This is a genomic window from Kitasatospora cystarginea (genome assembly GCF_039533515.1).
GTDB lineage: Bacteria > Actinomycetota > Actinomycetes > Streptomycetales > Streptomycetaceae > Kitasatospora > Kitasatospora cystarginea.
This window is the reverse complement of the sequence record NZ_BAAATR010000007.1, coordinates 139,347-162,551: the sequence shown is the minus strand read 5'-3', so window position 1 is coordinate 162,551 and position 23,205 is coordinate 139,347. Positions and strand designations below refer to the sequence as shown.

The 23,205-nt window shown below is 71.8% G+C and carries 21 protein-coding genes; 12 read left to right on the top strand and 9 right to left on the bottom strand.

The annotated features are described in order from the left end of the window. Nucleotides 1–103 precede the first annotated feature (103 nt). Together ABD369_RS10890 and ABD369_RS10885 are read right to left on the bottom strand one after the other, a co-directional pair. Nucleotides 104–598, bottom strand: coding sequence for a hypothetical protein (locus tag ABD369_RS10890; protein WP_344636104.1), 495 nt, complete (start codon nucleotides 596–598; stop codon nucleotides 104–106). A gap of 123 nt (nucleotides 599–721) precedes the next feature. Then, nucleotides 722–910, bottom strand: a complete 189-nt coding sequence (locus ABD369_RS10885) for a pyroglutamyl-peptidase I family protein (protein ID WP_344636103.1) — start codon at nucleotides 908–910, stop codon at nucleotides 722–724. Nucleotides 911–1,579: 669 nt separating this feature from the next. Here ABD369_RS10885 and ABD369_RS10875 point away from each other — a divergent pair. The 8 genes from ABD369_RS10875 to ABD369_RS10840 all read left to right on the top strand — a co-directional run bounded on the left by ABD369_RS10875 (nucleotide 1,580) and on the right by ABD369_RS10840 (nucleotide 9,774). Further along, entirely contained in the window at nucleotides 1,580–2,773 is a 1,194-nt protein-coding gene (locus ABD369_RS10875; protein WP_344636102.1) for a molybdopterin-dependent oxidoreductase, read from the top strand. 2 nt (nucleotides 2,774–2,775) lie between these two features. Continuing rightward, entirely contained in the window at nucleotides 2,776–3,249 is a 474-nt protein-coding gene (locus ABD369_RS10870; protein WP_344636101.1) for a hypothetical protein, read from the top strand. Then, entirely contained in the window at nucleotides 3,246–3,881 is a 636-nt protein-coding gene (locus tag ABD369_RS10865) for a class I SAM-dependent methyltransferase (RefSeq protein ID WP_344636100.1), read from the top strand. Before ABD369_RS10870 ends, ABD369_RS10865 begins: the two co-directional genes overlap by 4 nt. Before the next feature lie 2 nt (nucleotides 3,882–3,883). After that, the gene (locus ABD369_RS10860; RefSeq protein WP_344636190.1) at nucleotides 3,884–5,692 is read left to right on the top strand and encodes a glycoside hydrolase family 15 protein; all 1,809 of its coding nucleotides are present in this window, start codon (nucleotides 3,884–3,886) and stop codon (nucleotides 5,690–5,692) included. A gap of 614 nt (nucleotides 5,693–6,306) precedes the next feature. Further along, complete coding sequence (locus ABD369_RS10855; protein WP_344636099.1) at nucleotides 6,307–6,486, top strand: hypothetical protein; 180 nt, start codon at nucleotides 6,307–6,309, stop codon at nucleotides 6,484–6,486. A 337-nt stretch (nucleotides 6,487–6,823) separates the two neighbouring features. Then, nucleotides 6,824–7,909 carry an ABC transporter substrate-binding protein gene (locus ABD369_RS10850; protein WP_344636098.1) on the top strand — a complete coding sequence of 362 codons (1,086 nt, stop codon included), beginning with the start codon at nucleotides 6,824–6,826 and terminating at the stop codon, nucleotides 7,907–7,909. Beyond that, nucleotides 7,910–8,974: a FecCD family ABC transporter permease gene (locus ABD369_RS10845; RefSeq protein ID WP_344636097.1), complete on the top strand. Its 1,065-nt coding sequence runs from the start codon at nucleotides 7,910–7,912 to the stop codon at nucleotides 8,972–8,974. Continuing rightward, nucleotides 8,971–9,774, top strand: a complete 804-nt coding sequence (locus ABD369_RS10840) for an ABC transporter ATP-binding protein (protein WP_344636096.1) — start codon at nucleotides 8,971–8,973, stop codon at nucleotides 9,772–9,774. The genes ABD369_RS10845 and ABD369_RS10840 overlap by 4 nt, the downstream gene beginning before the upstream one ends. Before the next feature lie 63 nt (nucleotides 9,775–9,837). On the opposite strand, the gene ABD369_RS10835 is transcribed toward ABD369_RS10840, so the two are convergent. From ABD369_RS10835 to ABD369_RS10820, 4 genes are all read right to left on the bottom strand, one after another. After that, nucleotides 9,838–10,782: an L-tyrosine/L-tryptophan isonitrile synthase family protein gene (locus ABD369_RS10835; protein WP_344636095.1), complete on the bottom strand. Its 945-nt coding sequence runs from the start codon at nucleotides 10,780–10,782 to the stop codon at nucleotides 9,838–9,840. Between the two features lie 99 nt (nucleotides 10,783–10,881). After that, nucleotides 10,882–12,162: a cytochrome P450 family protein gene (locus ABD369_RS10830; protein ID WP_344636094.1), complete on the bottom strand. Its 1,281-nt coding sequence runs from the start codon at nucleotides 12,160–12,162 to the stop codon at nucleotides 10,882–10,884. A gap of 31 nt (nucleotides 12,163–12,193) precedes the next feature. After that, nucleotides 12,194–14,017, bottom strand: coding sequence for an asparagine synthase (glutamine-hydrolyzing) (gene asnB / locus ABD369_RS10825; RefSeq protein WP_344636093.1), 1,824 nt, complete (start codon nucleotides 14,015–14,017; stop codon nucleotides 12,194–12,196). Nucleotides 14,018–14,045: 28 nt separating this feature from the next. Further along, entirely contained in the window at nucleotides 14,046–15,416 is a 1,371-nt protein-coding gene (locus ABD369_RS10820) for an MFS transporter (RefSeq protein ID WP_344636092.1), read from the bottom strand. Between the two features lie 282 nt (nucleotides 15,417–15,698). Here ABD369_RS10820 and ABD369_RS10815 point away from each other — a divergent pair, with 282 nt between their 5' ends. Continuing rightward, on the top strand, nucleotides 15,699–16,511 hold the full coding sequence (locus ABD369_RS10815; RefSeq protein ID WP_344636091.1) for a hypothetical protein: 813 nt from the start codon (nucleotides 15,699–15,701) through the stop codon (nucleotides 16,509–16,511). A 183-nt stretch (nucleotides 16,512–16,694) separates the two neighbouring features. Continuing rightward, complete coding sequence (locus tag ABD369_RS10810) at nucleotides 16,695–17,447, top strand: YcnI family copper-binding membrane protein (protein WP_344636090.1); 753 nt, start codon at nucleotides 16,695–16,697, stop codon at nucleotides 17,445–17,447. Between the two features lie 368 nt (nucleotides 17,448–17,815). On the opposite strand, the gene ABD369_RS10805 is transcribed toward ABD369_RS10810, so the two are convergent. Beyond that, nucleotides 17,816–18,034: a hypothetical protein gene (locus tag ABD369_RS10805; protein WP_344636089.1), complete on the bottom strand. Its 219-nt coding sequence runs from the start codon at nucleotides 18,032–18,034 to the stop codon at nucleotides 17,816–17,818. A 618-nt stretch (nucleotides 18,035–18,652) separates the two neighbouring features. Further along, a complete protein-coding gene (locus ABD369_RS10800; protein WP_344636088.1) occupies nucleotides 18,653–22,153 on the bottom strand; it encodes a LamG domain-containing protein in 3,501 nt (1,166 codons plus the stop codon). Here ABD369_RS10800 and ABD369_RS10795 point away from each other — a divergent pair. Both ABD369_RS10795 and ABD369_RS10790 read left to right on the top strand, forming a co-directional pair. Further along, nucleotides 22,142–22,273, top strand: a complete 132-nt coding sequence (locus tag ABD369_RS10795; protein WP_344636087.1) for a hypothetical protein — start codon at nucleotides 22,142–22,144, stop codon at nucleotides 22,271–22,273. The genes ABD369_RS10800 and ABD369_RS10795 overlap by 12 nt on opposite strands. After that, nucleotides 22,264–22,593, top strand: a complete 330-nt coding sequence (locus ABD369_RS10790) for a hypothetical protein (RefSeq protein ID WP_344636086.1) — start codon at nucleotides 22,264–22,266, stop codon at nucleotides 22,591–22,593. The genes ABD369_RS10795 and ABD369_RS10790 overlap by 10 nt, the downstream gene beginning before the upstream one ends. A 19-nt stretch (nucleotides 22,594–22,612) precedes the next feature. On the opposite strand, the gene ABD369_RS10785 is transcribed toward ABD369_RS10790, so the two are convergent. Beyond that, complete coding sequence (locus tag ABD369_RS10785; RefSeq protein WP_344636085.1) at nucleotides 22,613–23,170, bottom strand: hypothetical protein; 558 nt, start codon at nucleotides 23,168–23,170, stop codon at nucleotides 22,613–22,615. Between the last annotated feature and the right edge of the window lie 35 nt (nucleotides 23,171–23,205).

Below are 23,205 nucleotides of genomic sequence, written 5' to 3'. Positions count from 1 at the left end.
TCTTCCGGACTGGTTGATCCACCGTCACCGTGAACTCACGGACACGGCGGAGCCGGTGGCCCTCGCCCCAAGGGGCGCGGTCCACCGGCTCGTCAGACCGGCGCTACTTGACCCTGAGGGTGGCCTTGACCACCGTCTTCGGGTCGGATGTGCAGAAGAAGGAGATGTCGTAGGTGCCACCGCTCTTGACGTTGGTGAGCTTGGCGGTGCCGACAAGGGTGCTGCCGCGCTGGCCGGGGGCCAGTTTCGTGACCCCGATCGGGGCCCGTTCCTTGGAGCCCTTGCTGATCGGCGCGCCCTCGGCCGTTCCGCCCTTCTTGGGGTTCCGGCAACCGCGCAGCAACAGTGTCACGGTCTGATCGGTGCGGGCGGTCCTGGGTGCCGCCGCCGCCCTCAGGCTCGGCTTGGCCGAGGTGGAAGCCGATGGCGTGGCGGTCGGCGACGGCGACGCGGTCGGCGATGGCGTGGCGGTGGGCGAGGCGGTGGCGGTCGGCGACGGCGTGGCGGTGGGGCTGTTGGCCGAGACTGCCGCCGAGGTGGTCAGGCCCAGTACGGCACCCGCTGCCACCGTAATGGCTGTGATCTTCACCGGACGCATGGGTTCGCTCCCTTCCGGCACGACCTGGCTGGCATCGCATACCGACGGCCGCGCCTGGCTCCCTCCGACGGTAGGGAGGTGCCCGGCCGGCCGCGACCGGCGCTGGGCCGACCGGGTGATCCGTCAGTGCTCGGTCCCCTCGGAGACCCGCGGGTCGGTGCGGTGGGTGGCGGCGGCGGTGAGCAGCGCGCGCAGTCCGGTCGCGACGGCGGCGGCGGGCAGCGACGGCACCGCCCGGTCCAGGACCTGCTCCGGCAGCGCGGGTACGTGGACGAAGCCGCCGCGTACGGTCGACCGCCGGTTCTTCGCCATCATCACCGACCTCGTCGGCACTCCCGCCGAACTCCTGGACCCCGCCAGCGACAGCGTCGCCTGGCGCACCGTTCCCACCCCTTGGGGTAACTCCGCCCGGCCACACGACAACACCACCTACACCCCGCCGCGGTTTCCCGGCCAGTGATTCGACCCCGAAACCCGCCTCCACTACAACCTCAACCGCTACTACGACGCCGAAACCGCCCGCTACACATCCCCTGACCCCACCGTGCGGGGACCCGTCGAGCCGTGCGGAGCGCCGGTTCGACCGTTCGGCTGGCAACGGACACCCACATGCTCGCCAGACGCGGACAGCCGACCCGGTCCGTGCCAGGCTGTAGTTGACGACTTGACCAGCACTGACGGCGCGGCGGGGTTCGATTCCCCCTCTGAAAGTCGGCCCGGGGACAGCGGAGGCAGCCGATGGACAGTGGCGGAGGGCCTCCTGGCACCTCAAGCTCCGGCGGCCCGCAACGCCCGAGATCGGACGAGAAACACGCGCCGCGGCGCGTCGAACGCGTTCGCGCCGCCGCGGCGGCTCGGGCCGCCAAGGCGGCCGCTCGTACCCGGGCCCTCGTGCGGCGGGTCGAGCAGATTCCTCCGCCCCCGGGGCCGTTCCGTCCCGGCTTCTGGCGCAGCCCTATCCGCGGGCCCTGGCTGACCTCCATGTTCGGCCTCGTGCTGCTGATCGGCATCCCGCTGCTCTTCGTCACCGGCGCCCTGTCCTACGCCGCCTACAACCCCGGTCTTGGCGCACTCAACGACCAGACCCAGGACAAGGGCGCGCTGGGCTTCTACCTCTTCGACTGGCCCACGCATCCGTACTGGCTGTACCGGCTGACCCAGGGCGTGCACGTGACGCTCGGCGTGGTCCTGGTGCCGGTGCTGCTGGCCAAGTTGTGGTCGGTGATCCCGAAGCTGTTCGAGTGGCTGCCGGTCCGCAGCGTCGCCCACGGACTGGAACGGCTGTCCCTGCTGATGCTGGTCGGCGGGGTCATCTTCGAATTCGTCACCGGCATCCTCAACATCCAGCTGTACTACGTCTTCCCCGGCTCCTTCTACACCCTGCACTTCTACGGCGCCTGGGTGTTCATCGCCGCCTTCGTCGTCCACGTGTGCCTCAAACTCGGCCGGATGAGCCGCGCCCTGCGCTCCCGCGGCCTGGCCGCCGAACTGCGCACCGACCTCGCCCACACCCGGCCCGAGCCGCCCGACCCCGACGGCCTGGTGCCGACCGCCCCCGTGCCGCCGACGATGACCCGCCGCGGAGCGGTGGGAATGGTGGGGGCGGGCTCCCTGCTGCTTCTCGTGGTCACCGCCGGACAGAGCATCGGCGGTTGGCTGCGCGGCACCGCCCTGCTCGCGCCGCACAACCGCGAACCGGGCAGCGGCCCGAACGGCTTCCAGATCAACAAGACGGCCGCCGCCGTCGGCATCAACCCGGCGCATGTCGGCCCGGGCTGGCGGCTGGAGGTCCACGGCCAGGGCCCGGCCCTGGTCTTCACCCGCGAGCAGCTCCTGGCGATGCCCCAGCACGCCGCCGCACTGCCGATCGCCTGCGTGGAGGGATGGTCCACCCCCGACCAGCACTGGAGCGGCCTGCGGCTGACCGACCTCGCCGCCATGGCAGGCAACCCCGACGCCGGAAGCGTCCTGGTGGAATCCGTCCAACCACCCGGCCCCTACGCCTCGGTGGTACTGCGGGGCAACCAGATCCACGACCCCCGATCACTGCTCGCCCTGCACGTCAACGGCGCAGACCTCTCACTCGACCACGGATACCCCGCCCGCATCATCGTCCCCGCCAACCCCGGCGTGAACAACACCAAGTGGGTGCACCGACTCACCTTCAGGACCTGACCATGGCACGCTTCGTCCGCTGGTACGGCTCCGGGCCCCTGCACCTCCTCGTCCTGATCTGCTCGTTCGCCCTCACCGGCTACGCCATGGTGCGCCTGTTCGCTGAGCGCCCGCTCGGGGTGGCGATCTGGTTCGTCGGCGCGGCCATCGGCCATGACCTGATCCTGCTCCCGCTGTACTCGCTCGCGGACCTCTCGGCCCAGTCCGTGCTTCGCCACCGCCCGGAACGCACTCCTGTGGTGCCGTGGATCAACTATCTGCGCGTGCCCGCCTTCCTGTCCGGTGTTCTGCTGCTCGTGTGGTTTCCCCTGATCCTCAATCTGTCGATCCCCTACCAGGGCGACACACGGCTGCCGGAAGACGTCTACCTCGGCCGATGGCTGGCGATCACCGCAGTGCTGTTCGGCGCGGCGGCGATCGCCTTCGCACTCAACCTGCGCCGCGCCCGACGGACCGCCCGTCCGAAGCCGCAATGACCGGCGATCCCCACATGCAGCCCCTGCGCACCGACCGCGGGCCGCTGTACCTGCGGCAGGCGGACGGGCAACGCCCCCGACTGACGCTGCACCGCCTGGACACGGAGCCCAGCACGGCCGACGAGACCCTGCTCAAACGCTGCACCGGCCCCGTCCTCGACATCGGCTGTGGACCGGGCCGCCTCACCCAGGCGCTCACCCGCCGAGGCGTCGTCACCCTCGGCATCGACATCGCACCCTGCGCCGTCGCCCGAACTCTCGCCGTCGGCGCGGCCGCCCTGCGCCGATCGGTGTTCGACCCGCTTCCGAACGAGGGAGACTGGCAGACCCTGGTGCTCGCCGACGGGAACATCGGCATCGGCGGCGACCCACAGGCCCTGCTGCGCCGTTGCGTCCAGCTCGCCGCCCCGGACGGGGTCCTGCTCATCGAGGTCGACCGGCGCGACGGCGACGAGCGCTGCATCGCGTGGGTGGAAGACACCCGCGGCCACCGAGGCCCGCCGTTTCCCTGGGCACGGGTGGGGGCCTCGACCGTCCGCAGGGCCGCCGACCTGCTCGGGCTGCGGCTCGATGACCAGTGGGTCAGCGGCCGACGACGCTTCCTCTCGCTCATCCGGAACCGTGTCCGGTGAGCATGCGGCCGATCGGTGACCACGCTCTGCTGTCCGACTGCCGCTCGGCCGCCCTGGTCACCTCCGACGGCTCGGTGGACTGGCTCTGTCTGCCTCGCTTCGACAGCCCGGCGATCTTCGCGCGGCTGCTCGACGAGAACGCCGGGCACTGGTCCGTCCGGCCGGTGGATCCGGCCGACGTGAGCCGCCGGTACCTGGAGGGGACCATGGTCCTGGAGACCACCTTCCGTACGCCCGGCGGAACGGCGGTGCTGCTCGACGCGCTCGCCCTCGGACGGCGGGAACGCGGCCATGCGCTCGGCACGGCCTCGCCCGGCGTCCTGCTGCGGCAGGCCGTCTGCGTCGAGGGACAGGTGACGCTGGAGATCACGTACGCGCCCCGGCCCGAGTTCGGGCTGATCCACCCGGTGATCTCGCCCGTGCGCGGAGGGCTCGCCGCCTACGGCGGTGCGCACACGCTGATACTGTCCAGCTCCGTCGATCTGACGGTGAGTGGGTCCACCGCACACGGCCGGATCACCCTGCGGACGGGCGACCGCCTCGGTTTCGCCCTGCACATCGGACCGGCCTGGGAGCCGGAGCCCGTGTGTTGGCGGCCGTGGCGGATCCGACGGCGGCTGAGCGACACCAGGGAAGGCTGGCGTTCCTGGTCCGACCTCCACGTCGGCTACCGCGGCCCCTGGCAGGAGGAGGTGGGCCACAGCGGACGCGTGCTACGCGCGCTGACGTACGCGCCCACGGGCGCCATCGTCGCCGCGCCCACCACCTCCCTGCCCGAGCACGTAGGCGGGACACGCAACTGGGACTACCGCTACACCTGGGTCCGCGACGCCAGCTTCACCCTGCAGGCGCTTGCCACCGCGGCCTGCGAGAAGGAGAAGGACAGGTTCTTCGGCTTCCTCGCCCGGGCAGCCGCCACCCAGCTCCATCGGGGCGTGGACCTGCAGATCATGTACGGCATCGGCGGTGAACGCGATCTCAGCGAACGGCTCCTGCCCCACCTCACTGGCTGGCGCGACAGCACACCGGTGCGCACCGGCAACGACGCCTGGCGTCAGCGCCAGCTCGACATCTACGGCGAACTGCTCGATGCCGCCCACCAGACTCTCCCACCCGATGGCCGCATCGCCCCGCCAACCCGTGTCTTTCTGCTCCAGGCAGCCGAAGCCGCCGCCGACCATTGGAACGGGCCCGACCGGGGCATCTGGGAGATCCGCGGGCCGGACAGGCACTTCGTACACTCCAAGCTGATGTGCTGGGTCGCCCTGGACCGTGCCATCGCCATGGCCCCAGCCCTGGGGGCCGAAGAACGAACCCCGCACTGGCGGAACGTGCGTGAGAAGATCCGCCAGGCTATTGAGCAACGCGGCTGGAACCCGTCCGTGGGCGCCTTCACCCAGACCTTCGACGGCGACGCACTGGACGCCTCCGTGCTGATGCTCCCCATGGTCGGCTTCCTGCCTGCGCGGGACCATCGGATCCAGTCCACGGTCCTGACGATCGCCACCCACCTGACCGACCGGCACGGCCTGGTGCTCCGCTACCTGGGTGATGAGATCGCGGAAGGGGAGGGCGCTTTCCTGCTCTGCACCTTCTGGCTCGCCCACGCCCTCGCCCTGACCGGCCGGACCCACCGCGCACGGCAGGTTTTCCAGACCGCTCTTTCCTGCGCCAACGATCTCGGCCTGCTGGCCGAGGAGGCTGATCCCGTCACAGGGGAGGCCCTCGGGAACTTCCCGCAGGCCTTCAGCCACATCGGACTCATCAACGCCGCCCAAGCCATTCGCGACGCCGAGCAGCCGCCCCCATAGGAGGCCACCCTGATCCGGCTCGACCGCGAGCCCGACACCCCGCCCCGGCGCACCGCCGCTGGCCACGCGGTCACCGCGGTCGCCGCCGCGACGGCCAACCCGTCCGAGCTGCTGATCGCCCCGGGTCTGTACAGCCGGCGGCTCTGCCGCATATCCGGTACAGACTCCGTACCGGCCTCGGCGCCCGTCCAGAGCCGGCCGGGAGAGGAGAACACGTCCCGCAGTCGGGCGGCGATGTCCTCACGAAAGCATCGCGGATGCCGATACCGGGCCGGCCAACGGCGGCCCGCGCGCGGATCGGCGGCGACTTCGCCCGGATGCGCCGGATCGACGCTGGCATCGTCCGGATCGTTCGCGCTGCCGGGTTCCCAGTGGCCGCCGACCCAGTTCGACGAGCTGGACACCAAAGCACGACATCGACGAGCCCTTCACCGCGAGGTACTTCGCGACGACCGCCGTCTCGACCACGCTCCTCGGCACCCAGGCACTCTCGCTGGACGAACTCGGCCAACTCGCCCGGGCATTCGAGCCGGATATGGTCGCCAACCCGGCGGCCGCGCTCGTTGAGAGCACCTTCGTGGTGCGCGGCTTCCCCCCGATCTACGGCCCGGACGGTGGCCTGGACCTCTTCCCCCAGGGATGTGCGGAACACGCTGACCGCTCTCGCCGACAGGGCATCCCTGGACGACCACCGAGCGGCATGGACCGCGGCGGACGTGCTGCGCTGCTGGGGCCTGGACCTGTGCAAACGAGCCGAGCGCGAGGCCGAGACGGGGAAGGGCACGTGCCGGTGACGGTGCCGCCGTTGCTGGTGGAGCCGCTGCCGGCGGAGATGCGCAGGCGAGCCCGTGCCATGGCCCTTGAAGAACGCAGCGGACGTCCTGCGGGAAATCCTGTCGCCCAACCGGCGTTGCGACGATCCCTTGATGGCGACAAGTGCGTTTGGTGCGGAGCGCTGGGGTTGAGGACGGCGCTCATCAGGCGCGCGACGCGGCAGCGAGAACGGTCCCGAGGCTGGCCGAAACGAGAAGTCCCGGATTCGCGGGAACTCGATCGGCGATCTCAACGACTACCTGGGTCCGGGCCCGCAGTGGCGGGCCCGGTGCACTCGGATTTCCTCAGGAGAGTTCCATGCGTTCTCGCGTGTTGTGCGGCCTGGCTGCCGCGGTCGCCCTGCTCGCCACGGGCTGCGGCAGTGACGGCGGTGCCAAGTCCGGCGACGCGAGCCCGGCCGCGCCGGCCGCCTCGGCCGCGGCTGCCGCGTTCCCCGTCAAGGTCACGGACTGCGCGGGCAAGGAGACGACGTTCGACGCCGCGCCGAAGAAGATCGTCACCAGCAACGCGTCCAGCCTGGAGATGCTGCTGCAACTCGGCGCCGGGGACAAGGTGATCGGCACCGGGTTCCCACCCGGCAAGGGCACCCTGCCGGCCGCCATCGCCGACCAGGCCGCGAAGGTGCCGGTGCTTGGCACCATGGTGATCTCCAAGGAGAAGCTGCTCGGCTCCGGTGCCGACCTGTACGTCGACACGTTCGCGAGCGTGGGCGGCATGGGTGGCGGAATGGGCACGGCACCCACCGACCAGGAGTACGCGGCCGCCGGCATCAAGCACGTCTTCCTGCACTCCACCGCGTGCGCGGCGATGCTCAAGGGACCCCAGCAGGACCTCGCCGAGGTCGAGGCGGACATCAAGCGCCTCGGACAGGTCACCGGCACCTCGGCGAAGGCCGATGACCTGGTGGCCGGGATGGAGAAGAAGGTCGGCGAGGTGAAGACGGCCATCGCGGGGGTGCCGGCGGACAAGCGGCCCACCTACTTCTTCTTCGATTTCGACGCCGGCACCAAGCAGCCGATGGCGGTGTGCGGCAAGCAGGTCGCCAACGCGGTGATCACCCTGGCCGGAGCGCGCAACGTCTTCGCCGACTGCGACGGGGACTTCAAGCCCGTCTCCTGGGAGGACGTGGTCGCCAAGAACCCCGACTGGATCCAGCTCGGCGTACGCAACAAGGGAAGCGAGGCCGACAACACGAAGGCCTTCGACGAGGCGGAGAAGTTCCTGCGCGAGTTCCCCGCCACCAAGGACCTCAAGGCCGTCCAGGACGGCCACTTCCTGCGGGTCGGCTCCGAGGTGACCACCATCGCCGGAGTCCGCAACGCCGACACCGTCCAGCAGATCGCCCACACCATCCACCCGGACCTGGTCAAGGACGGGCAGTAGATGACGGCCGCAGCCACTGCGGCCACCGACCGCCGGCCCGCGCGCACCGCACGGGTCGGCCTCGTCGCGACCGCACTCACCGCAGCTCTCGTCGCCGCCCTCACCCTCGCCGTCTCGCTCGGCGCCGTCGACATCCCCATCGCCGAGGTGTGGACCGTCGTCGGCCGCAGACTCACCGGCGCCACGCCCGAGCCCGGTACCCGTGACCTGATCGTCTGGCAGCTGCGCGCCCCCCGCGCCCTGCTGGCCGCCGTGGTCGGCGCCGGTCTCGGCCTGGTCGGCACCGCCGTCCAGGCCATGGTCCGCAACCCGCTCGCCGACCCCTACCTGCTCGGCATCTCCTCCGGCGCCTCGCTGGGCGCCGTCGCCGTGACCGTCCTCGGCGCCGGCATCGGCACGGGGCTGGGCTTCGGCGTCTCCGCCGCCGCCTTCGCCGGGGCGCTAGCCTCCTTCGCCCTGGTCTGGGCCATGGCCCGGCGAGGCGGTGGGTTCTCACCGCTGCGCCTGGTGCTGGCCGGGGTCGGCATCGGACAGTTCCTCTCCGGCTTCACCAGCTTCCTCGTCCTGCAAGCCGGCGACGAGCAGCAGACCCGCGGCATCCTGTTCTGGCTCATGGGCAGCCTCGGCGGTGCCACCTGGAGCCAACTCGCCATCCCCACAGCCGCCGTGGCGCTCGGCCTGCTCGCACTCCAGGCCCGCGCCCGACCCCTCAACGCCCTGCTGATGGGAGACGAGACCGCAGCCGGCCTCGGCGTCGACGTCACCCGGCTGCGCCGCGAACTCTTCGCCGTCACCAGCCTGCTCACCGGTGTCCTGGTCGCCGTCTCCGGCGCGATCGGCTTCGTCGGCCTGCTGGTGCCGCACGTCTGCCGTCTGCTCGTCGGCGGCGACCACCGCCGCCTGCTGCCCGTCTCCGCGCTCGCGGGCGCCGTGCTGCTGGTCGTCGTGGACACCGTCGCCCGCACTGCCCTGGACACCCAGGAGGTCCCGATCGGCGTCGTCACCGCGCTGCTCGGCGCCCCCGTCCTGCTCTACCTGCTGGACCGACGCCTGGAGCGCAGTTGAGAATCACCATCGACGACGTCACCGTCACGCTCGCCGGACGCGACGTGCTCTCCGGCATCCACCTGATCGCCGCCGAAGGCGAGATCGCCGGACTCGTCGGCCCGAACGGCAGCGGCAAGTCCACCCTGCTGCGCACTGTCTACCGGCATCTGAAGCCGCAGGCGGGGCGAGTGCTGCTCGCGGGGCGCGACGTGCGCTCCATGACGACCACCGAGACGGCCCGGCACATTGCGGCGCTGCCGCAGGAGCGCGGATCCGACTTCGAGTTCACCGTACGCGAGGTGGTGGCGATGGGCCGCTCCCCGTACAAGCGGGCGTTCGCCGGGGATGACGATCTCGACCGGTCGGCGGTCGCCGCCGCGCTGGAGCAGGTCGGCCTGGACGGGTACGGAAGGCGCGGTTTCGCGGCGCTCTCCGGCGGTGAGCGCCAACGCGTGCTGCTGGCCCGGGCGTTCGCCCAACAGCCCGATGTGCTGGTGCTCGACGAGCCCACCAATCACCTCGACGTCCAGCATCAGGTCGAACTCCTCGCGCTGCTGCGGGCCCAGCGCCGCACGACGCTGATCTCGCTGCACGACCTCAACGCGGCGGCCTCGCTCTGCGACCGGTTGCACGTGCTGCACGAGGGCGCGGTGGTGGCCTCCGGCACACCGCGTGAGGTGCTGACGCCGGAGCTGCTGGCGAAGGTGTTCGGCGTGCGGGCCGCGATCGTCGAGCATCCGCTCACCGGCGACCCGCTGATCGCCTTCGACCACAGGGAGCCCGCCTCTTCGTCCGCGCAGGCGGCCTCGCCGGTGTGAACACTCGGCCACCCGGAAGTCCCGACCCCCACAGCACAGACGGGGGCCGGGACTTCCGCATTGCTACGCGCTCTCGAAGTGGCTGGGGCGGCCGTTGCGCAGGACGAGGTTGCCGAGTTCCTCGGCCTCGCAGCGCCGCATCAACTCCCAGCCGCCGTCGGGCCGGTGCAGGACACTTGAGTGCCAGGGTGTGGTCCAGGCATCTTTGGCGTCCAGCAGTCGGATGCCGAACTTGGCGGCGCCGCGCGGCTGGGGGTGAATGGAGAGCCGGACAGCGCGGGGGTGACGCTCCGCGATCAGGTCGCCCCAGGCGCGGCTGCGCTGGATGACGCCGTAGGCGCGCTGTCTGCACTCGCGCTGGAGGGCGGATCTGGTGCCGGTGAAGTCCACGGTGTCCTCGGTGAGGAAGCGGGTGATGCCGCGGTAGAGGGCGAGGGTGCCGTCGTCGGCCTTCACCTCGGCCCGAAGTTCCTCGACGGTGGGCGCGTACGTCGCGTGGACCCGGGCGCGCTTCTCGTCGTAGGGGAGGTCGCCGAGGACGTCGCGCAGGTCGAACACCGAGAGGTGGCGGAGCCCTTCACGGCGGATCATGGCGGCCAGCTCGTCGGAGTAGGCGTCGATGTGGTGGTCGGGGACGTGGATCAGGTCGCCGAAGATGTGGCCGTCCGAGCAGATCACCATCCGCGCGCCGGGTGCGTACACCTTCCCGACGGTCTCGCACAGCTCGTTGAGGAAGGTGAGGGAGAGGCGCTCACCCTCGTCCGGGAGGTGGCCGAGGACCTTGGCGGGGCTCGGGGACTTGCAGGGGAAGCCGGGCAGGGTGAAGACGATCGGATCGCCGGTGCGGACGAAGTCGGCGAGCTGGCGGAGCTGTTCGGGGAACGCCTCGACGGGTGCAGGGGTGCCGGGGTCGGCGGCGCGGCGGTGGGGCAGGAGCAGTTCCAGGACGGCGGCGCAGGCGCGTTCGACGCCGGGGGCGGGCGGTGTGTTGGTGCCGACGGGCGGCATGCTTCTCCTCCACGAGGGCATGGCGGGATGGCGCCCCGGCGATAGGTGGTGCCGGGGCGCCCGGACGGACGGGCTCAGTGGTTCAGTGGTGCCGGAGTGTCAGATGCGCTTGTCGTACGCGACGGGCAGGCTGTTGACGCCTCGGGCGAGGACGGCCGGGATCCACACCAGCTCGTCGAGGTCGCCCGCGGGCCGCAGCCCGGGCAGGCGCCGCAGCAGGGTGCCGATGGCGATCTGCAGTTCGGCGCGGGCCAGGGCGGCGCCGGGGCAGAAGTGGATGCCGTGGCCGAAGGCGAGGTGGGCGTTGGGGGTGCGATCCAGGTCGAGGGTGTCGGCGTCGGGGAACTGCCCCGGGTCGCGGTTGGCGGCGCACAGGGAGACGATCACGGAGTCGCCGGCCGGGATGCGGGTGCCGTGCAGGTCGCTGTCCTCGGCGAAGAACCGCCAGGTGGTGAGTTCGAACGCGCTGTCGTAGCGCAGGAGTTCCTCGATCGCGCGGGGCGGCAGCTCCGCCTCGTCGCGCAGCCGTTCCAGCTGGTCGGGGTGGCGGAGCAGGGCGATCAGCATGGTGCTGATCTGGTTGGTGACGGGCTCCTGGCCGGCGACCAGGAGCTGGAAGATCATCGAGTCGAGTTCCTCCTGGCTCAGCTCCCGGCGGTCCTTGGCGACGACCAGGCGGCTGAGGAGGTCGTCGTCCGAGTGCTCGCGCTTGTGGGCGACGACGTCGGCGATGTACGTCTGAAGGCCGCGCAGCCGGCCCTCGTAGACGGGTCGGCCGGGGTCGGCCGGACCTACGGGCTGGACGACCTTGCCCCAGTCGCGGTCGAAGCGCGCGGCGAGCTCGGGCGGCAGGCCGATGACCTCGGCGAGGACCTGGAAGGGGTAGTGCGCGGCGAAGCCCTGCACGAGGTCGGCGCCGCCCTCGTCGGGCAGGGCGTCGATGAGGGAGTCGGCGAGCTCCTGGAAGCGCGGGCGCAGGGCCTCGATGCGCCGCGGTGCGAAGGCGTCGAGGACGAGGCGGCGCATGTCGGTGTGCTTGGGCGGGTCCTGGTGCAGGAGGTGGACCTGGAGCTGCGAGTGCTGCGGCTCGGGCATGATCGAGGCGAGGGCGCGCCAGTCGTCGTTGCCGAGGCCGTGGTTCTTGCCTAGGCGGGGGTCGTTCAGGGCCTGGTGGGCGGCCTCGTAGCCGGTGACGAGCCAGGCGGCGATCCCGGAGGGGAAGCGGACGCGGTGGACGGGGCCGGCGTCGCGCATCTCGCGGTAGAGGTCGTACGGGTCGCTCTTGTAGGCGCTGCCGTACAGCGGTATCGGCTCGTCGGCGGTGGCACCGGTGACGGGGCAACGGCCCGGGGAGGGCGTGTTCTGCTCGGGGGAGGTCATGCCTGTGATCCTTCGGAGGCGGACGCGGGTGTTAGAGGGAGAGGGAGGGGCGGTGGTGGTCGAGCCACAGGGCGAGGTCCACCACCCGCTCCAGGCGCAGGCGGTGACCCCACTGGAGCTGGTCGGCAGGGGTGTCGAGGCTGGTCTTGATGACGCTCTCGTCGGCGATGTCGCGCACCTGCGGAGCGTCGAGGGCCTGGCGGGCGAGTTGCTGCAGGCCGCGGTTGTAGTCGGCGTGGTGGGTGGCGGGGTAGTGGTTCTTCGGCCGCCACAGCACCGACTCGGGTGCGATGCCGGTGCCGACGGCGCGCAGCAGGCTCTTCTCCCGGCCGTCGTAGCTCTTCATCGACCAGGGGGCGTTGAAGGCGTACTCGACGAGGCGGTGGTCGCAGTAGGGAACGCGGACCTCCAGGCCCTGGGCCATGGAGAGGCGGTCCTTGCGGTCCAGCAGCTGGCGCAGCCAGCGGGTGAGCGACAGGTGCTGCATCTCGCGCTGGCGGTGCTCGACGGGGTCCTCGCCGTCCAGGTGGGGGACGGCGGCGAGTGCGTCGCGGTAGGTGTCGGCGCGGAACTCGCCGATGCGCAGGGTGGCGGCCAGGTCCGGGTGGAGCGGCATCGCGGCGTTGTCGCCGGTGACCAGCAGCCAGGGGAAGGCCTGCGCCGTGAGTGCCTTCGGGTTGTGGAACCACGGGTAGCCGCCGAACACCTCGTCGGCGGCCTCGCCGGACAGGGCGACGGTGGAGTGCTCGCGGATCCGTCCGAAGAGCAGGTAGAGGGAGGTGTCCATGTCGCCGACTCCGATCGGCGAGTCCCGGGCGACGACCACGGCCCTGCGGTGCTCCACATCGAGCAGGGCGTACGGGTCGAGGACGACGGTGGAGTGCTCGGTGCCGATGAACTCCCCGGCCTCGGCGGCGAACGGGGCGTCGTGCCCGGTGCGCAGCACGTCACCGGTGAACCGCTCGGCCTGGTCGCTGTAGTCGACGGCGTACGAGCGTAGGCGGGCCTGCGGGCCTTCGCTGTGCCGCAGTTCGTCGGCGATCAGAGCGGTGATGACGGTGGAGTCCAGACCGCCGGAGAGCAGGCTGCACAGCGGTACGTCGGCTTCCAACTGGGCGCGGGCGGCGCGGTTGACCAGGGAGCGGACCCGCTCCACGGTGGTGTCCTGGTCGTCGGTGTGCGGGCGGGCCTGAAGCTGCCAGTACAGGTGCTCGGTGATGCCGTCGCGGCCGAGGGTGAGCAGCCCGCCCGGCTCCACCTCGCGGACGCCGGCCCACACGGTCGGGCCGGTGTTGAACAGCAGGCTGTACGCCTCGCGCAGGCCGTCCGCGTCCACGCGGGGCTCGAGTTCGGGGTGCGCGAACAAGGCCTTGGGCTCGGAGCCGAAGGCGAGTCCGCCGTCGATCCGCGCCCAGAACAGCGGCTTGACGCCGAGCCGGTCGCGCACCAGCAGGAGTTGCTCGCTGCGCTCGTCCCAGATCGCGAAGGCGTACATGCCCTCCAGTCGGTCGACGACGCCTTCGCCCCACTCCTGGTAGGCGCGCAGGACCACCTCGGTGTCGCTGCGGGTGCGGAACCCGTGGCCGAGGCGGCGCAGTTCGGCGCGCAGCTGGTGGTGGTTGTAGACCTCGCCGCTGTAGCTGAGCACGACACCGGACGGGTCGGTCATCGGCTGGGCGCCGCCCGTGAGGTCGATGACGGACAGCCTGCGGTGGCCGAGCGCGGCGTGCGCGCCGAGCCAGACGCCGTCGGCGTCGGGGCCCCGGCGGGCCATGGTGGCGGTCATCGCCTCGATGACCGGGGCCTGGGTGCGGGCGTCCTGGTGGAACGACACCCAGCCGGTGATTCCGCACATCGGATGCTCTCCTTGAGGTGGCGTGCAGTCAGTTGGTCCGTGCGAGGCCGGCGGTCCGCCGGCCGGGGACGGCGAGCAGGAGTGCGGCCACGCATGCGGCGGCCGCGGCGAGTCCCAGTCCGGCCCGTACGCCGCCGGTGCCGGCCCCGCCCAAGCCCCAGGCGGTGGTGGCGAGGGCGGGCCCGAGGGTGAAGCCGAGGCTGCGGGCGAGCTGGACGGCCGACCCCGCGGTGGCGATCCGGTCCGGTGGTACGGCGGCCATCACCAGCGACTGGACGGGCCCGCCGTACAGGCCCATGCCGACGCCGGCCAGAGCCAACCGCCACGCGACGTCGGCCAGGGACCAACCGGCGTCCAGCGGGACGAGCAGCAGCAGGCCGAGGGCGGTCACGGTGGCGCCGGCGGTGGCGAGCGGCCGGGCTCCGAAGCGGTCCGCGAGCCGTCCGCCGAGCGGCCCGGCCAGGCCCATCCCGAGCGGGAAGCAGAGCGTGGTCAGCCCGGTCGCGGTGGCGCTCACCGCATCGTCCAGCTGCAGGTGCAGGGAGAGCACGTAACGCATCGCGGCGAAGCCCGCCGCCAGAGCGAGGACGGCTCCGTTGACCCCGTACGTGCCGGAGTCCCGCAGCGTCGAGCTGACGGGCCGCCCACCGGGTCTTCTCAGCCACAGGGCGGTCAGCGGGACGGCCGGGACGGCCAGCAGCAGCCAGGCGGGCGAGCCCGGGGAGAGGGTCAGTGCCAGCAGGAGCGCCGCTATGGCGCCGCCGACCAGGCCGGCGTCCCCGAGCGAGGACCGGTCTGGCAGGCGCAGCCGCCCGCCGGCCGGTGCGTTCCGACGTGCGATCAGCAGGGCGGCCGCGCAGACCGGAAGCTTGACGAGGAAGATCGCCCGCCAGCCGAGGTGGTCGAGCAGCAGCCCGCCCACCGCCGGTCCGGCGACCGCTCCGAGCGGCCCGAGGGTGGCCGGCACGCTCATCGCGCGCCCGCGCAGCTCGGGTCGTACCGAACGGGCGGCGAGCACCGGCATCAGGACGAACAGGACGGCCCCGAAGGCTCCCTGGGCCAGTCGGGCGGTGATCAGCCAGGCGGCCCACGGGGAGACCGCGGCTGCCGCGCTGCACAGGGCGAAGCCGCCCACTGCGAACATCAGGGCAGGGCGAGTTCCGACCTGGTCGAGCCAGCGTCCGGCGGGCAGCAGCAGGGCCACCACTGGGAGTTGGTAGCCGAGCACGGCCCATTGCGCGGTCTCAGCGGAGATACCGAAGCTGCGCGAGATGTCGGGGAGGGCCAGGTTGACGATGTTCATATCGAGCATCGCGACGAAGGACAGCATCCCGGCGGCCGCGACCAGGCTCCACTGGTCCTCGGCCACCGCCCGCCCCCTCTCGGCGGCGCGGGTCACGATCCCACCCCCGCTATATGGGGTCTGAGCTGCCGTGATGCCCGCCCGTGCGGCCGCATGATCCGTCCTTCCGCTGTGACGGACTCCGTCGGGTGACGGAGTCCGTCACATCAGTCGGCCGCGGGCCGCCGGAAGTTCCGAACAGATGGATGATTTTTCGAGAAGTCGCCGCTGACCTGGAGGTTCTTCCATGACAACCGGAGCCTCCCGGAGGGCGTGGATGCCGCGAACTTCGCGGCACCCTGCACAGCGCACGGCCGCGGATGTCATGATGTGCCCGCCATGTCTGCCTTCGTAACCGGGGCCGGGCCCGCCCCGGCGCCTCCCGCCTCGCTCGACTTTCGCGTACTGCGTGCCATGCCGTTCGCGACGGTCTGCGTCGTGCTGGCCGCAGCAGGCCACACGCTGGCCTCCGGCGCCGTGGTGCCGACCCGGGCGGTGCTCCTGGGCTGGGTCCTGACCTTGGGCGCGGCCGTCCTCGGGGCACGGCGGGAACGGTCGCTGGCCGCGATCGCCGGCGGGCTGGCCGTCGGCCAGCTGGGCCTGCACCTCCTCTTCCACACCGAGCAGACGCCCGCACGGGCCCAAGCGATGCCGAATGCGGCGGGCATGGCCGGGATGGCCGACATGCCGACCATGCCCGGCATGGGGATGGCCGACGGCACTCACTCCAGGGCGGTGGCCGCGCAACTCGCCGCGCCGCTCGGAAGCGGTTCCCACGCCTCCGCAGCGGCTGCGCCGCACGTCGCCCTGTGGTGCCATGCCTTCCTGCTCGGGCTGAGCCCCGCGATGTTCGCCGGCCACCTCACCGCCACGCTGCTGGCGGCATGGTGGCTGCGGCGGGGCGAGGCGGCCGTGTGGCGGCTGGTCCGCACCACCGCCGAGGCGGCCTCGGCCACCGTGAACGCGGGTGCGGCGAGACTGCGGGAGATGATCGCACGGCTCGAAGCCGTGCTGTCCGGCAGCACCGGGCGCAGGTCGCAGCCGCCCGTCGCGTGGTTCACGAGGGACAGCGGGCGGTGGCAGCTCCCGTCACCGGGGCTGCTCCGGCACTGTGTGATCAGGCGAGGTCCGCCGGTGGCCTCCGCTGCCTGACCGGACGGGCAAGCGCACCCCCACGGTGGTAGCGCTGCCCGCGTCGGCGGCAGCTCCGCGCCCCCGACCACATCAGCACGCCTGGCCTGACCGACGGCGTACGGTGCCCCTGCCCGGAAGCGGCCGGGAGCCGCCCGTACCGACGTCCGCGCGTGCACGCTCCCACACGGAGAACACACAGCCATGAGACCGTCCTTCAAGAACCGCCTTGCCGCCGCCTCCGCCCTGGGCGCCGCCGTCGTCCTGCTGATCGCAGGCCCTGCGTCCGCGCACGTCACCGTGCAGCCGTCCAGCGTGGCCAAGGACGCGACTGACCAGACCTTCGCCTTCCGCGTGCCGAACGAGCAGGAGAACGCCAGCACGGTGAAGGTCGAGATCGACTTCCCCACCGACCACCCGATCCCGTCCGCCATGGTTGCCGCGGTGCCGGGCTGGACGGACCAGATCCAGACCACCAAGCTCGCCACCCCGATCCACACCGACGACGGCGACATCACCGATGTCGTCTCCCAGATCGTCTGGACGGGCGGGCAGATCGCCCCCGGCCACTTCCAGGACTTCACCGTCGACTTCGGCGCGCTCCCCGACGGCACCGACAAGGTGGTCTTCAAGGCCCTTCAGACGTACAGCGACGGCAACGTCGTGCGCTGGATCGAGGAGGCCAAGGACGGCCAGAAGGAGCCCGAGCACCCGGCACCGGTCCTCAAGCTGACCGCTGCCGCCGGTAACGCCCCCAGCGCCGCACCGAGTGCGAAGGCTGACCCGGCCGAGCAGAGCACCGCGACGGCGAAGAGCAGCAGCAGTGACTCCACCGCTCGCGGCCTTGGTATCGCGGGCATCGTCGTCGGCGTCCTCGGCGCCGTGGCGGGCGCCGTGGCGGGCGTTGTGCGCGGCCGCCGCGGCCGCGGCGCCGACAGCACCGGCACTTCGGCGTAACGGACAGGGCCGGTGCGGGACGCAGCACATGTGTCCCACACCGGCCCTACCCGGCCATGGCACCGGGTCCTCTCCCGCCGCCCGGTCCGGAAACGAACAGCTGGTGTCGTACCCCGGCGGCATGACGCACAGCTCGCCGCCGTGCTTGACCTGCGGCGCCGCAACTGCGGTGATGTCGCGGGCAGTAGCGCGATGACCTGAAGGTCCGGGCCGTGGCGTTCGGCGTCCCGGCCCGGACCACGCGCACAAGATGTGCGCCACGGGCGAGTCCCCGCCACGACACCGTGCATGACGATGCGGATGACCACTCGGCCCGAGTCCTGCGGTTGTGCTGTGCCCGAACTCAGGTCACTGTGGATGACGCGGTGTCAGACGGCCGAGGTTGCGAGGTCGTCCAGCGCGCCACTCTTGGCCTGGGCGATGAGGTCCCGGAACTGTTCCTCGCTCATCTGCACCTGCTGCCCGAAGTCGTCGGTGATCCGCACCCGCTTCTCCTGGGGGGCGGCTGGGTCCACAAACAGCTGCGGGCAGCCGCAGTTGCAGTTTCCGCAGAAGGTCGCGATCGGTTCCGTACCGGTGTCGTGCATCTGTGCCACCTCGGTCGCCTCTGTCGTGGGCGTATTTCTCCACCCCAGCGATGCCCGCAAGCCAGGAGCGTTCAAACCAACTCCCGGGCGCCGAAGGACCCGTGGGGTGGCGAGCCGCGGGTGCGTCTCGTTGACGATCCACCCGCGAACCGGGTGGCGGCGGACAGATGCGCCGACGAGGGATGTGGCCAACCTTCGTACCCGACGCGCCCGCGCGGCGTTCCCGTCGGGCAAGACGTTCCTATGGGCCCTGGTCGCCGAGTTGAGCGTACTGCGGCAGTCTCGACCAGGCGCAAGCGTCAGCGAAGCCGATGCGGGTACGACTGAGCCACCGGATTTTCGGTTATCACTGCGTCCGCCACGGGTCTCCTGTCCTGTGAGGCCGTACTTCCCCCGGTTCTCACAGCAGCACGGGCCAGGCGCATCAGGGCGCCATCGGCCGAGGACGAGCAGGAGACCGCCCATGGGACCTCACCGTCGTACCAGACCCATCACCGGCGCCGCCTTGTCCGCCGCGACCGTGATCGGTGGCGGCGTCTCCTCGACTGCCGACGGCCATCCGGCGCTGGCCGTTGTCGCCGAGCCGGTCGCGGACCGCAAACTGGCGGCGACCGGTTCCTACCTCTCGGACGGCTTCGACACCCGGGGAACTGTGACGGCCACGATGATCTCCGTGGATGTCCGGTGGGATGACGCGCCGTCGGGCCGCCATCGCTGCGCACCACCTGCGGGGTCCGCCGGGCGGCGAGCGAGGAATGCTGCTGCAGGTGTGTCGCACCAGCCTGACAGGGTCGCGGCTGTGACCGGCGCAGCCACGCGTATCTGTTCATCCAAGCGCCCTTCTCGGCGCGCTCGTACGGGAAAGACCTGCTGATGTTCGCTTCTCCTCGTTCGGTCTCGCGTGGTTGGGCCGTGGCGGCCGGTGTGCCCGCACTGCTCGCCTTCGCGCTCATTGCGTGCGGTTCGTCCTCGCACTCCGAGCACTCGGGCATGCCGGGCATGGACCATTCGGGCATGGCGGGCATGCCGAGCATGGACCACAGCGCGATGGCAACGCCCGGCGCGGCGTCCTCGGGCATGCCGGGGATGCCGGGCATGCCCGGCATGATGGCGGCAGGCGAGGGGCTCGCCGCCGAACTGGACGGCTACCGCCTGGACGCGCCAGCCACCAGCCTTCCGGTCGGCCAGGCGGTGAGCTACCCGTTCACCATCACCGGCCCGGACGGCCGACCGATCACCGACTTCGCGGTCGTCCAGACCAAGACGCTGCACTTCTACGCGATCCGCTCGGACCTCACTGGCTATCAGCACCTGCACCCGACCATGGCCGCCGACGGCACGTGGACCGCCGACCTGGCCGCCCTCGAACCGGGCAGCTGGCGGCTGTACGCCTCGTTCACACCGAACACCGGCCCGCACAAGGGCAGTGAGTTCGTCCTCAGCCGTACCGTCACCGTGCCCGGCGAGGCCGCCGCCGCGCCACTGCCCGCCGCAGCCGACAGCACCACCGTCGACGGCTACACCGTCGCCGTCCAGAGCGGGCCGATGGCCGGGATGACCCACAAGCTCACCGCCACCATCAGCAAGGACGGCCAGCCGGTCACCGATCTCCAGCCGTACCTCGACAGCTACGCCCACCTCAGCGCCTTCCACGAGGGCAACCAGGCGCTGGCCCACCTCCACCCCCAGAACATCGTCGACGGGGACCACGGCGGGCCGACGCTGACCTTCAACGCCATACTCGGCGACCTCGGAAACTGGCGGGTCTTCCTCCAGTTCCAGACCGCCGGACAACTGCACACCGCAGTGCTCACGCTGCACGTCGCCTGACGCGAAGCCGTGGGGGAACCGCTCCGGTGGCGCTCCCACGGCACGGAGTGCGGCCGGTTGTCCAGAGCAGCACGTGGTGCCGGGTGCTGTGCATAGGCCGCCGTCGCGGTGCTCTGCTCGACCGTTCGCGGCCTCGGTGTCGCGGCATCGTCGTCGGCGTGCTCGGCGCTGCGGCGGGCGTCGTGATCGGCCGCTGCGGCAACGGTACTTCGACGTAGCGAGTAGTCCGTCGTCGCGGACCTGGGCGACGTCAGGCTCGGTGGAGTCCCGGTCGAACGGCCAGTAGGCGACCAGGTCCTCCTTCTCGCCCTTGAGCCGGGTGAACAGGTTGTCCAGCAGCTGCTCGTGGGTGCGGGCGGTACGCCAGATCCGTACCTCCTCCAGGACGCCGTCGAACGACTCCACCGCCTTGCCGCCCCTGACCACCGCGCCCAGGGTGAGCTGGGCGTCGCCCGGGTCGGCGAAGGCGGCGGTGTCGGGCGTGCCGGGGGTGCCAGCCGGGTCGCAGGCCACCGAGACGCCGTTGCGATAGAGCCGGAATACGCTGCCACGCGGGTCGGGGTTGCGCACCCAGCGGGCGCCGCGCAGCCGGGCGGGGTGCGAGCCGGTGGCGTCGGCCGCCGTGCTGCCCGCGTTCTCCTCGAAGCGCCAGTGCGCGACCAGGCCCCGGTCGCGGGCGGTCACGGCGGTGCCGAGGCGGGCCGCGTCGCGGGCGGCGCCCCAGATCCGCACCTCGGCGAGCACGCCGGTCAGCGGCTGCACCGTCGAGCCGTCACGGGCCCGGCCGAGCTCCAGGGGCGCGTCGTTGCCGCGCGGGCCGGGGCCCTCGTAGCGGGCCGCGCCGATCTCCCGGCCGTCCAGGTGGAAGCGGACGTCCTGCCACTCGCGGACCTCGACCGACTCGACCAGCTCCACGCTCTGGGTGACCGGCTTGCCGTCCGCCCCGACCGCGCTGATCTGGCGGGTGCCCTTCTGCTCCTGCATCGAGCGCCCGCCCTTGCGGACCACCGCGATCCGGTGGAACGCCCCGGCCTCGACGCCCTCGGTGGAGGTGAAGCGCACGGCCCGGCCGTCCGGCTCCTCGAAGGCGAACTCCAGCCGGCCGTCCGGCAGTACCGCCAGCCGGTACGGCACGCAGCCGCCCGCGCCGTCGGCGGTGCGGCCCTTGGAGAGCAGGCCCTGGGTCTCGCCGAGCCGCTCCAGTCGGGCGAACACCTCCAGCGTCAGGTCGTCGGCGATGTCCAGAGTGTCGTCGTCCGCGACCTCCAGGTAGGCCTCGCCGTCCAACCGGACCGCCCAGGACTGCTGGTAGGCGGCGGCGAGGTGGCTCCACTCGCGCAGCGGGAAGCTCTCCCGGCTGACCACCCGCCGGTCGCCGACGGTGGCGACCGCCCGGTAGCCGCCCTCGTCGATCGGCGAACGCGCCGGGACAGGGCCGGGTTTGCCGCGCAGCTCGGCGTGCCGGTTGCTGCCGGAGCGGTCCGTCAGCACGGGCTGCGCGCCGGGCGCCGGGGCGGAGTACGCCCAGTAGCCGAGCAGCCCGGCCTCGGCGCCGGTCAGCCGCCGCTTCATGGCCGCGCGTACGTCGTCGCCGCCGCGCGCCGTCGACCAGAGCCGGACCTCGTCGAGGTGGACCGAGGCGAACTCGCCCGGCCAGCACGGCACCGAGGCGAACGAGAGCCGGCCCTGGCCCCGGTAGGTGGCGGTGGCGGTGCGGCGGGCGATCTCCTGGCCGTCCAGGTAGATCACCTGCTGGCGGGTCTGGCTCTGGAAGACGCAGGCCCAGTGATGCCACTCGGTGTCGACGAACTGCCGGTCCGTCGTCAGGTCGTCGCCGCAGAAGGCGAAGGTGAAGGAGGAGTTGGAGCGGAAGCCGATGTGCAGGGACTCGCTGTTCCGCTGCTGCTCGGTGCTGTGGCCGAGCAGGTAGTGCGCCTTTGGGTTGATGGTGGTACGGCGGGCCCAGAACTCCACCGTGAAGTCGCCGTCCCCGAAGCCGAACGCGCCGGGCACCACGGCGGCGGCGCTCACCCCGTCGTAGGCCAGCGCGGTGACGGCGGGACCGCCGACCAGGCCGAGTCCGTACGGGGTGTCGCCCGCGTTGGCGTGCAGCAGCCGCACCGGGCCCTCGACCCGCTCCGGGTTGATCCATGCCTCCAGCGTGAGGTCACCCGCCGTCGCCGCCCGAGACACCTGCTCGGCTGGCAGTGCCAGGAAGCGTCCCTGGCCGTCGAAGGCGTACGCGCGGCCCGGCATGTCGGCGCGCCAGCGGCCGCCGTGCCCGCGCACCAGGCCGTCCGCGCCGCCGAGTGGGATCTCGGCCAGACCGCCGGGTCGACGGTGACCAGCCGGGAGCCGGCCGAGAGCGCGACGCCGGGCCGCGAGGCCGTGGACCAGCGGTGGTCGTAGCGCACCCGCTGCACGCTCATGCCCGGCTTGAGCAGGGTCACATCCGCGCCCGCGCCAAGGCGCAGCGACTTGGCGCCGATGGGATGGCTGCCCTCGAAGCGGAAGCCGTGGCCGCCGACGGTCACGAAACCCGGGCCGGTCAGCGGGGCGAGGGTGACCTCGGTGAACTGCACCACGTCGCCGTCGATCCGCAGCACGGTGCCGATCGTCACGGGCTGCTCGTCCGGGTGGGCTCGTGGAACGCCCGGCCTTCCATATCCCGGGTGCCGAGGCTGTCCTTCCCGGAGTCCGGGCGGCCCTTGTGGCGGCTGCGCCGGTAGCGGACCTCCAGCACCGGCTTCAACTCGCCGCCGGCCAGCACGAAGCGGTCGCAGAGCAAAGTGGCGTCGACCAGCGCGACCTTGCCCGCGCCGGGTCGGCAGAGGAGCCGGTGCCGTCGGAGAGCCGGAAGACCGCGTCCGGGTCGTCGGCCCGGACGGACTGGCGCAGCACGTACAGGTGGGTGCCGTCGGAGACGACGTGGAAGGGCGTGGCGGCGCCGAGCCGGGCCGTGCTGGACAGGAACGGGTCCAGCTCGTCCTCGTCGAGCCGCTCCTCCGGTTCGGCCTCAACCCGTCCGCCGCGCTTGACCGCGGGCATCCGTACCGCGCCGGCCACGGCGTAGCCGACCCGGGCCAGCTCGGCCGGGAAGCGCAGCGGCAGCGGATTCTCTGACCAGCACTCCGCGTCCGCCTCGCCGCGCGCCTCGTCGTGCTGCGACAGGTCCAGGACCGTGTAGACGATGCGCCGCTGCTCGTCCATCGCGAACGCGACCGTGCTGCCCTGGTGCCGCACGGTCGTGGTGTGCACATAGGCGCGGTCGCTGTAGACCTTCGTCAGGTGCTGAATCTCCGTCAAGCCTGCCACCTCGTACGTCAGTGGCCGCCGGGAGC

Bases quoted from the DNA above. Each gene is read 5' to 3' on its own strand.
- ABD369_RS10890 (WP_344636104.1), bottom strand. From the start codon at position 598: ATGCGTCCGGTGAAGATCACAGCCATTACGGTGGCAGCGGGTGCCGTA.
- ABD369_RS10885 (WP_344636103.1), bottom strand. From the start codon at position 910: ATGGCGAAGAACCGGCGGTCGACCGTACGCGGCGGCTTCGTCCACGTA.
- ABD369_RS10875 (WP_344636102.1), top strand. From the start codon at position 1,580: ATGTTCGGCCTCGTGCTGCTGATCGGCATCCCGCTGCTCTTCGTCACC.
- ABD369_RS10870 (WP_344636101.1), top strand. From the start codon at position 2,776: ATGGCACGCTTCGTCCGCTGGTACGGCTCCGGGCCCCTGCACCTCCTC.
- ABD369_RS10865 (WP_344636100.1), top strand. From the start codon at position 3,246: ATGACCGGCGATCCCCACATGCAGCCCCTGCGCACCGACCGCGGGCCG.
- ABD369_RS10860 (WP_344636190.1), top strand. From the start codon at position 3,884: ATGCGGCCGATCGGTGACCACGCTCTGCTGTCCGACTGCCGCTCGGCC.
- ABD369_RS10850 (WP_344636098.1), top strand. From the start codon at position 6,824: ATGCGTTCTCGCGTGTTGTGCGGCCTGGCTGCCGCGGTCGCCCTGCTC.
- ABD369_RS10845 (WP_344636097.1), top strand. From the start codon at position 7,910: ATGACGGCCGCAGCCACTGCGGCCACCGACCGCCGGCCCGCGCGCACC.
- ABD369_RS10835 (WP_344636095.1), bottom strand. From the start codon at position 10,782: ATGCCGCCCGTCGGCACCAACACACCGCCCGCCCCCGGCGTCGAACGC.
- ABD369_RS10830 (WP_344636094.1), bottom strand. From the start codon at position 12,162: ATGACCTCCCCCGAGCAGAACACGCCCTCCCCGGGCCGTTGCCCCGTC.
- asnB (WP_344636093.1), bottom strand. From the start codon at position 14,017: ATGTGCGGAATCACCGGCTGGGTGTCGTTCCACCAGGACGCCCGCACC.
- ABD369_RS10815 (WP_344636091.1), top strand. From the start codon at position 15,699: ATGTCTGCCTTCGTAACCGGGGCCGGGCCCGCCCCGGCGCCTCCCGCC.
- ABD369_RS10810 (WP_344636090.1), top strand. From the start codon at position 16,695: ATGAGACCGTCCTTCAAGAACCGCCTTGCCGCCGCCTCCGCCCTGGGC.
- ABD369_RS10805 (WP_344636089.1), bottom strand. From the start codon at position 18,034: ATGCACGACACCGGTACGGAACCGATCGCGACCTTCTGCGGAAACTGC.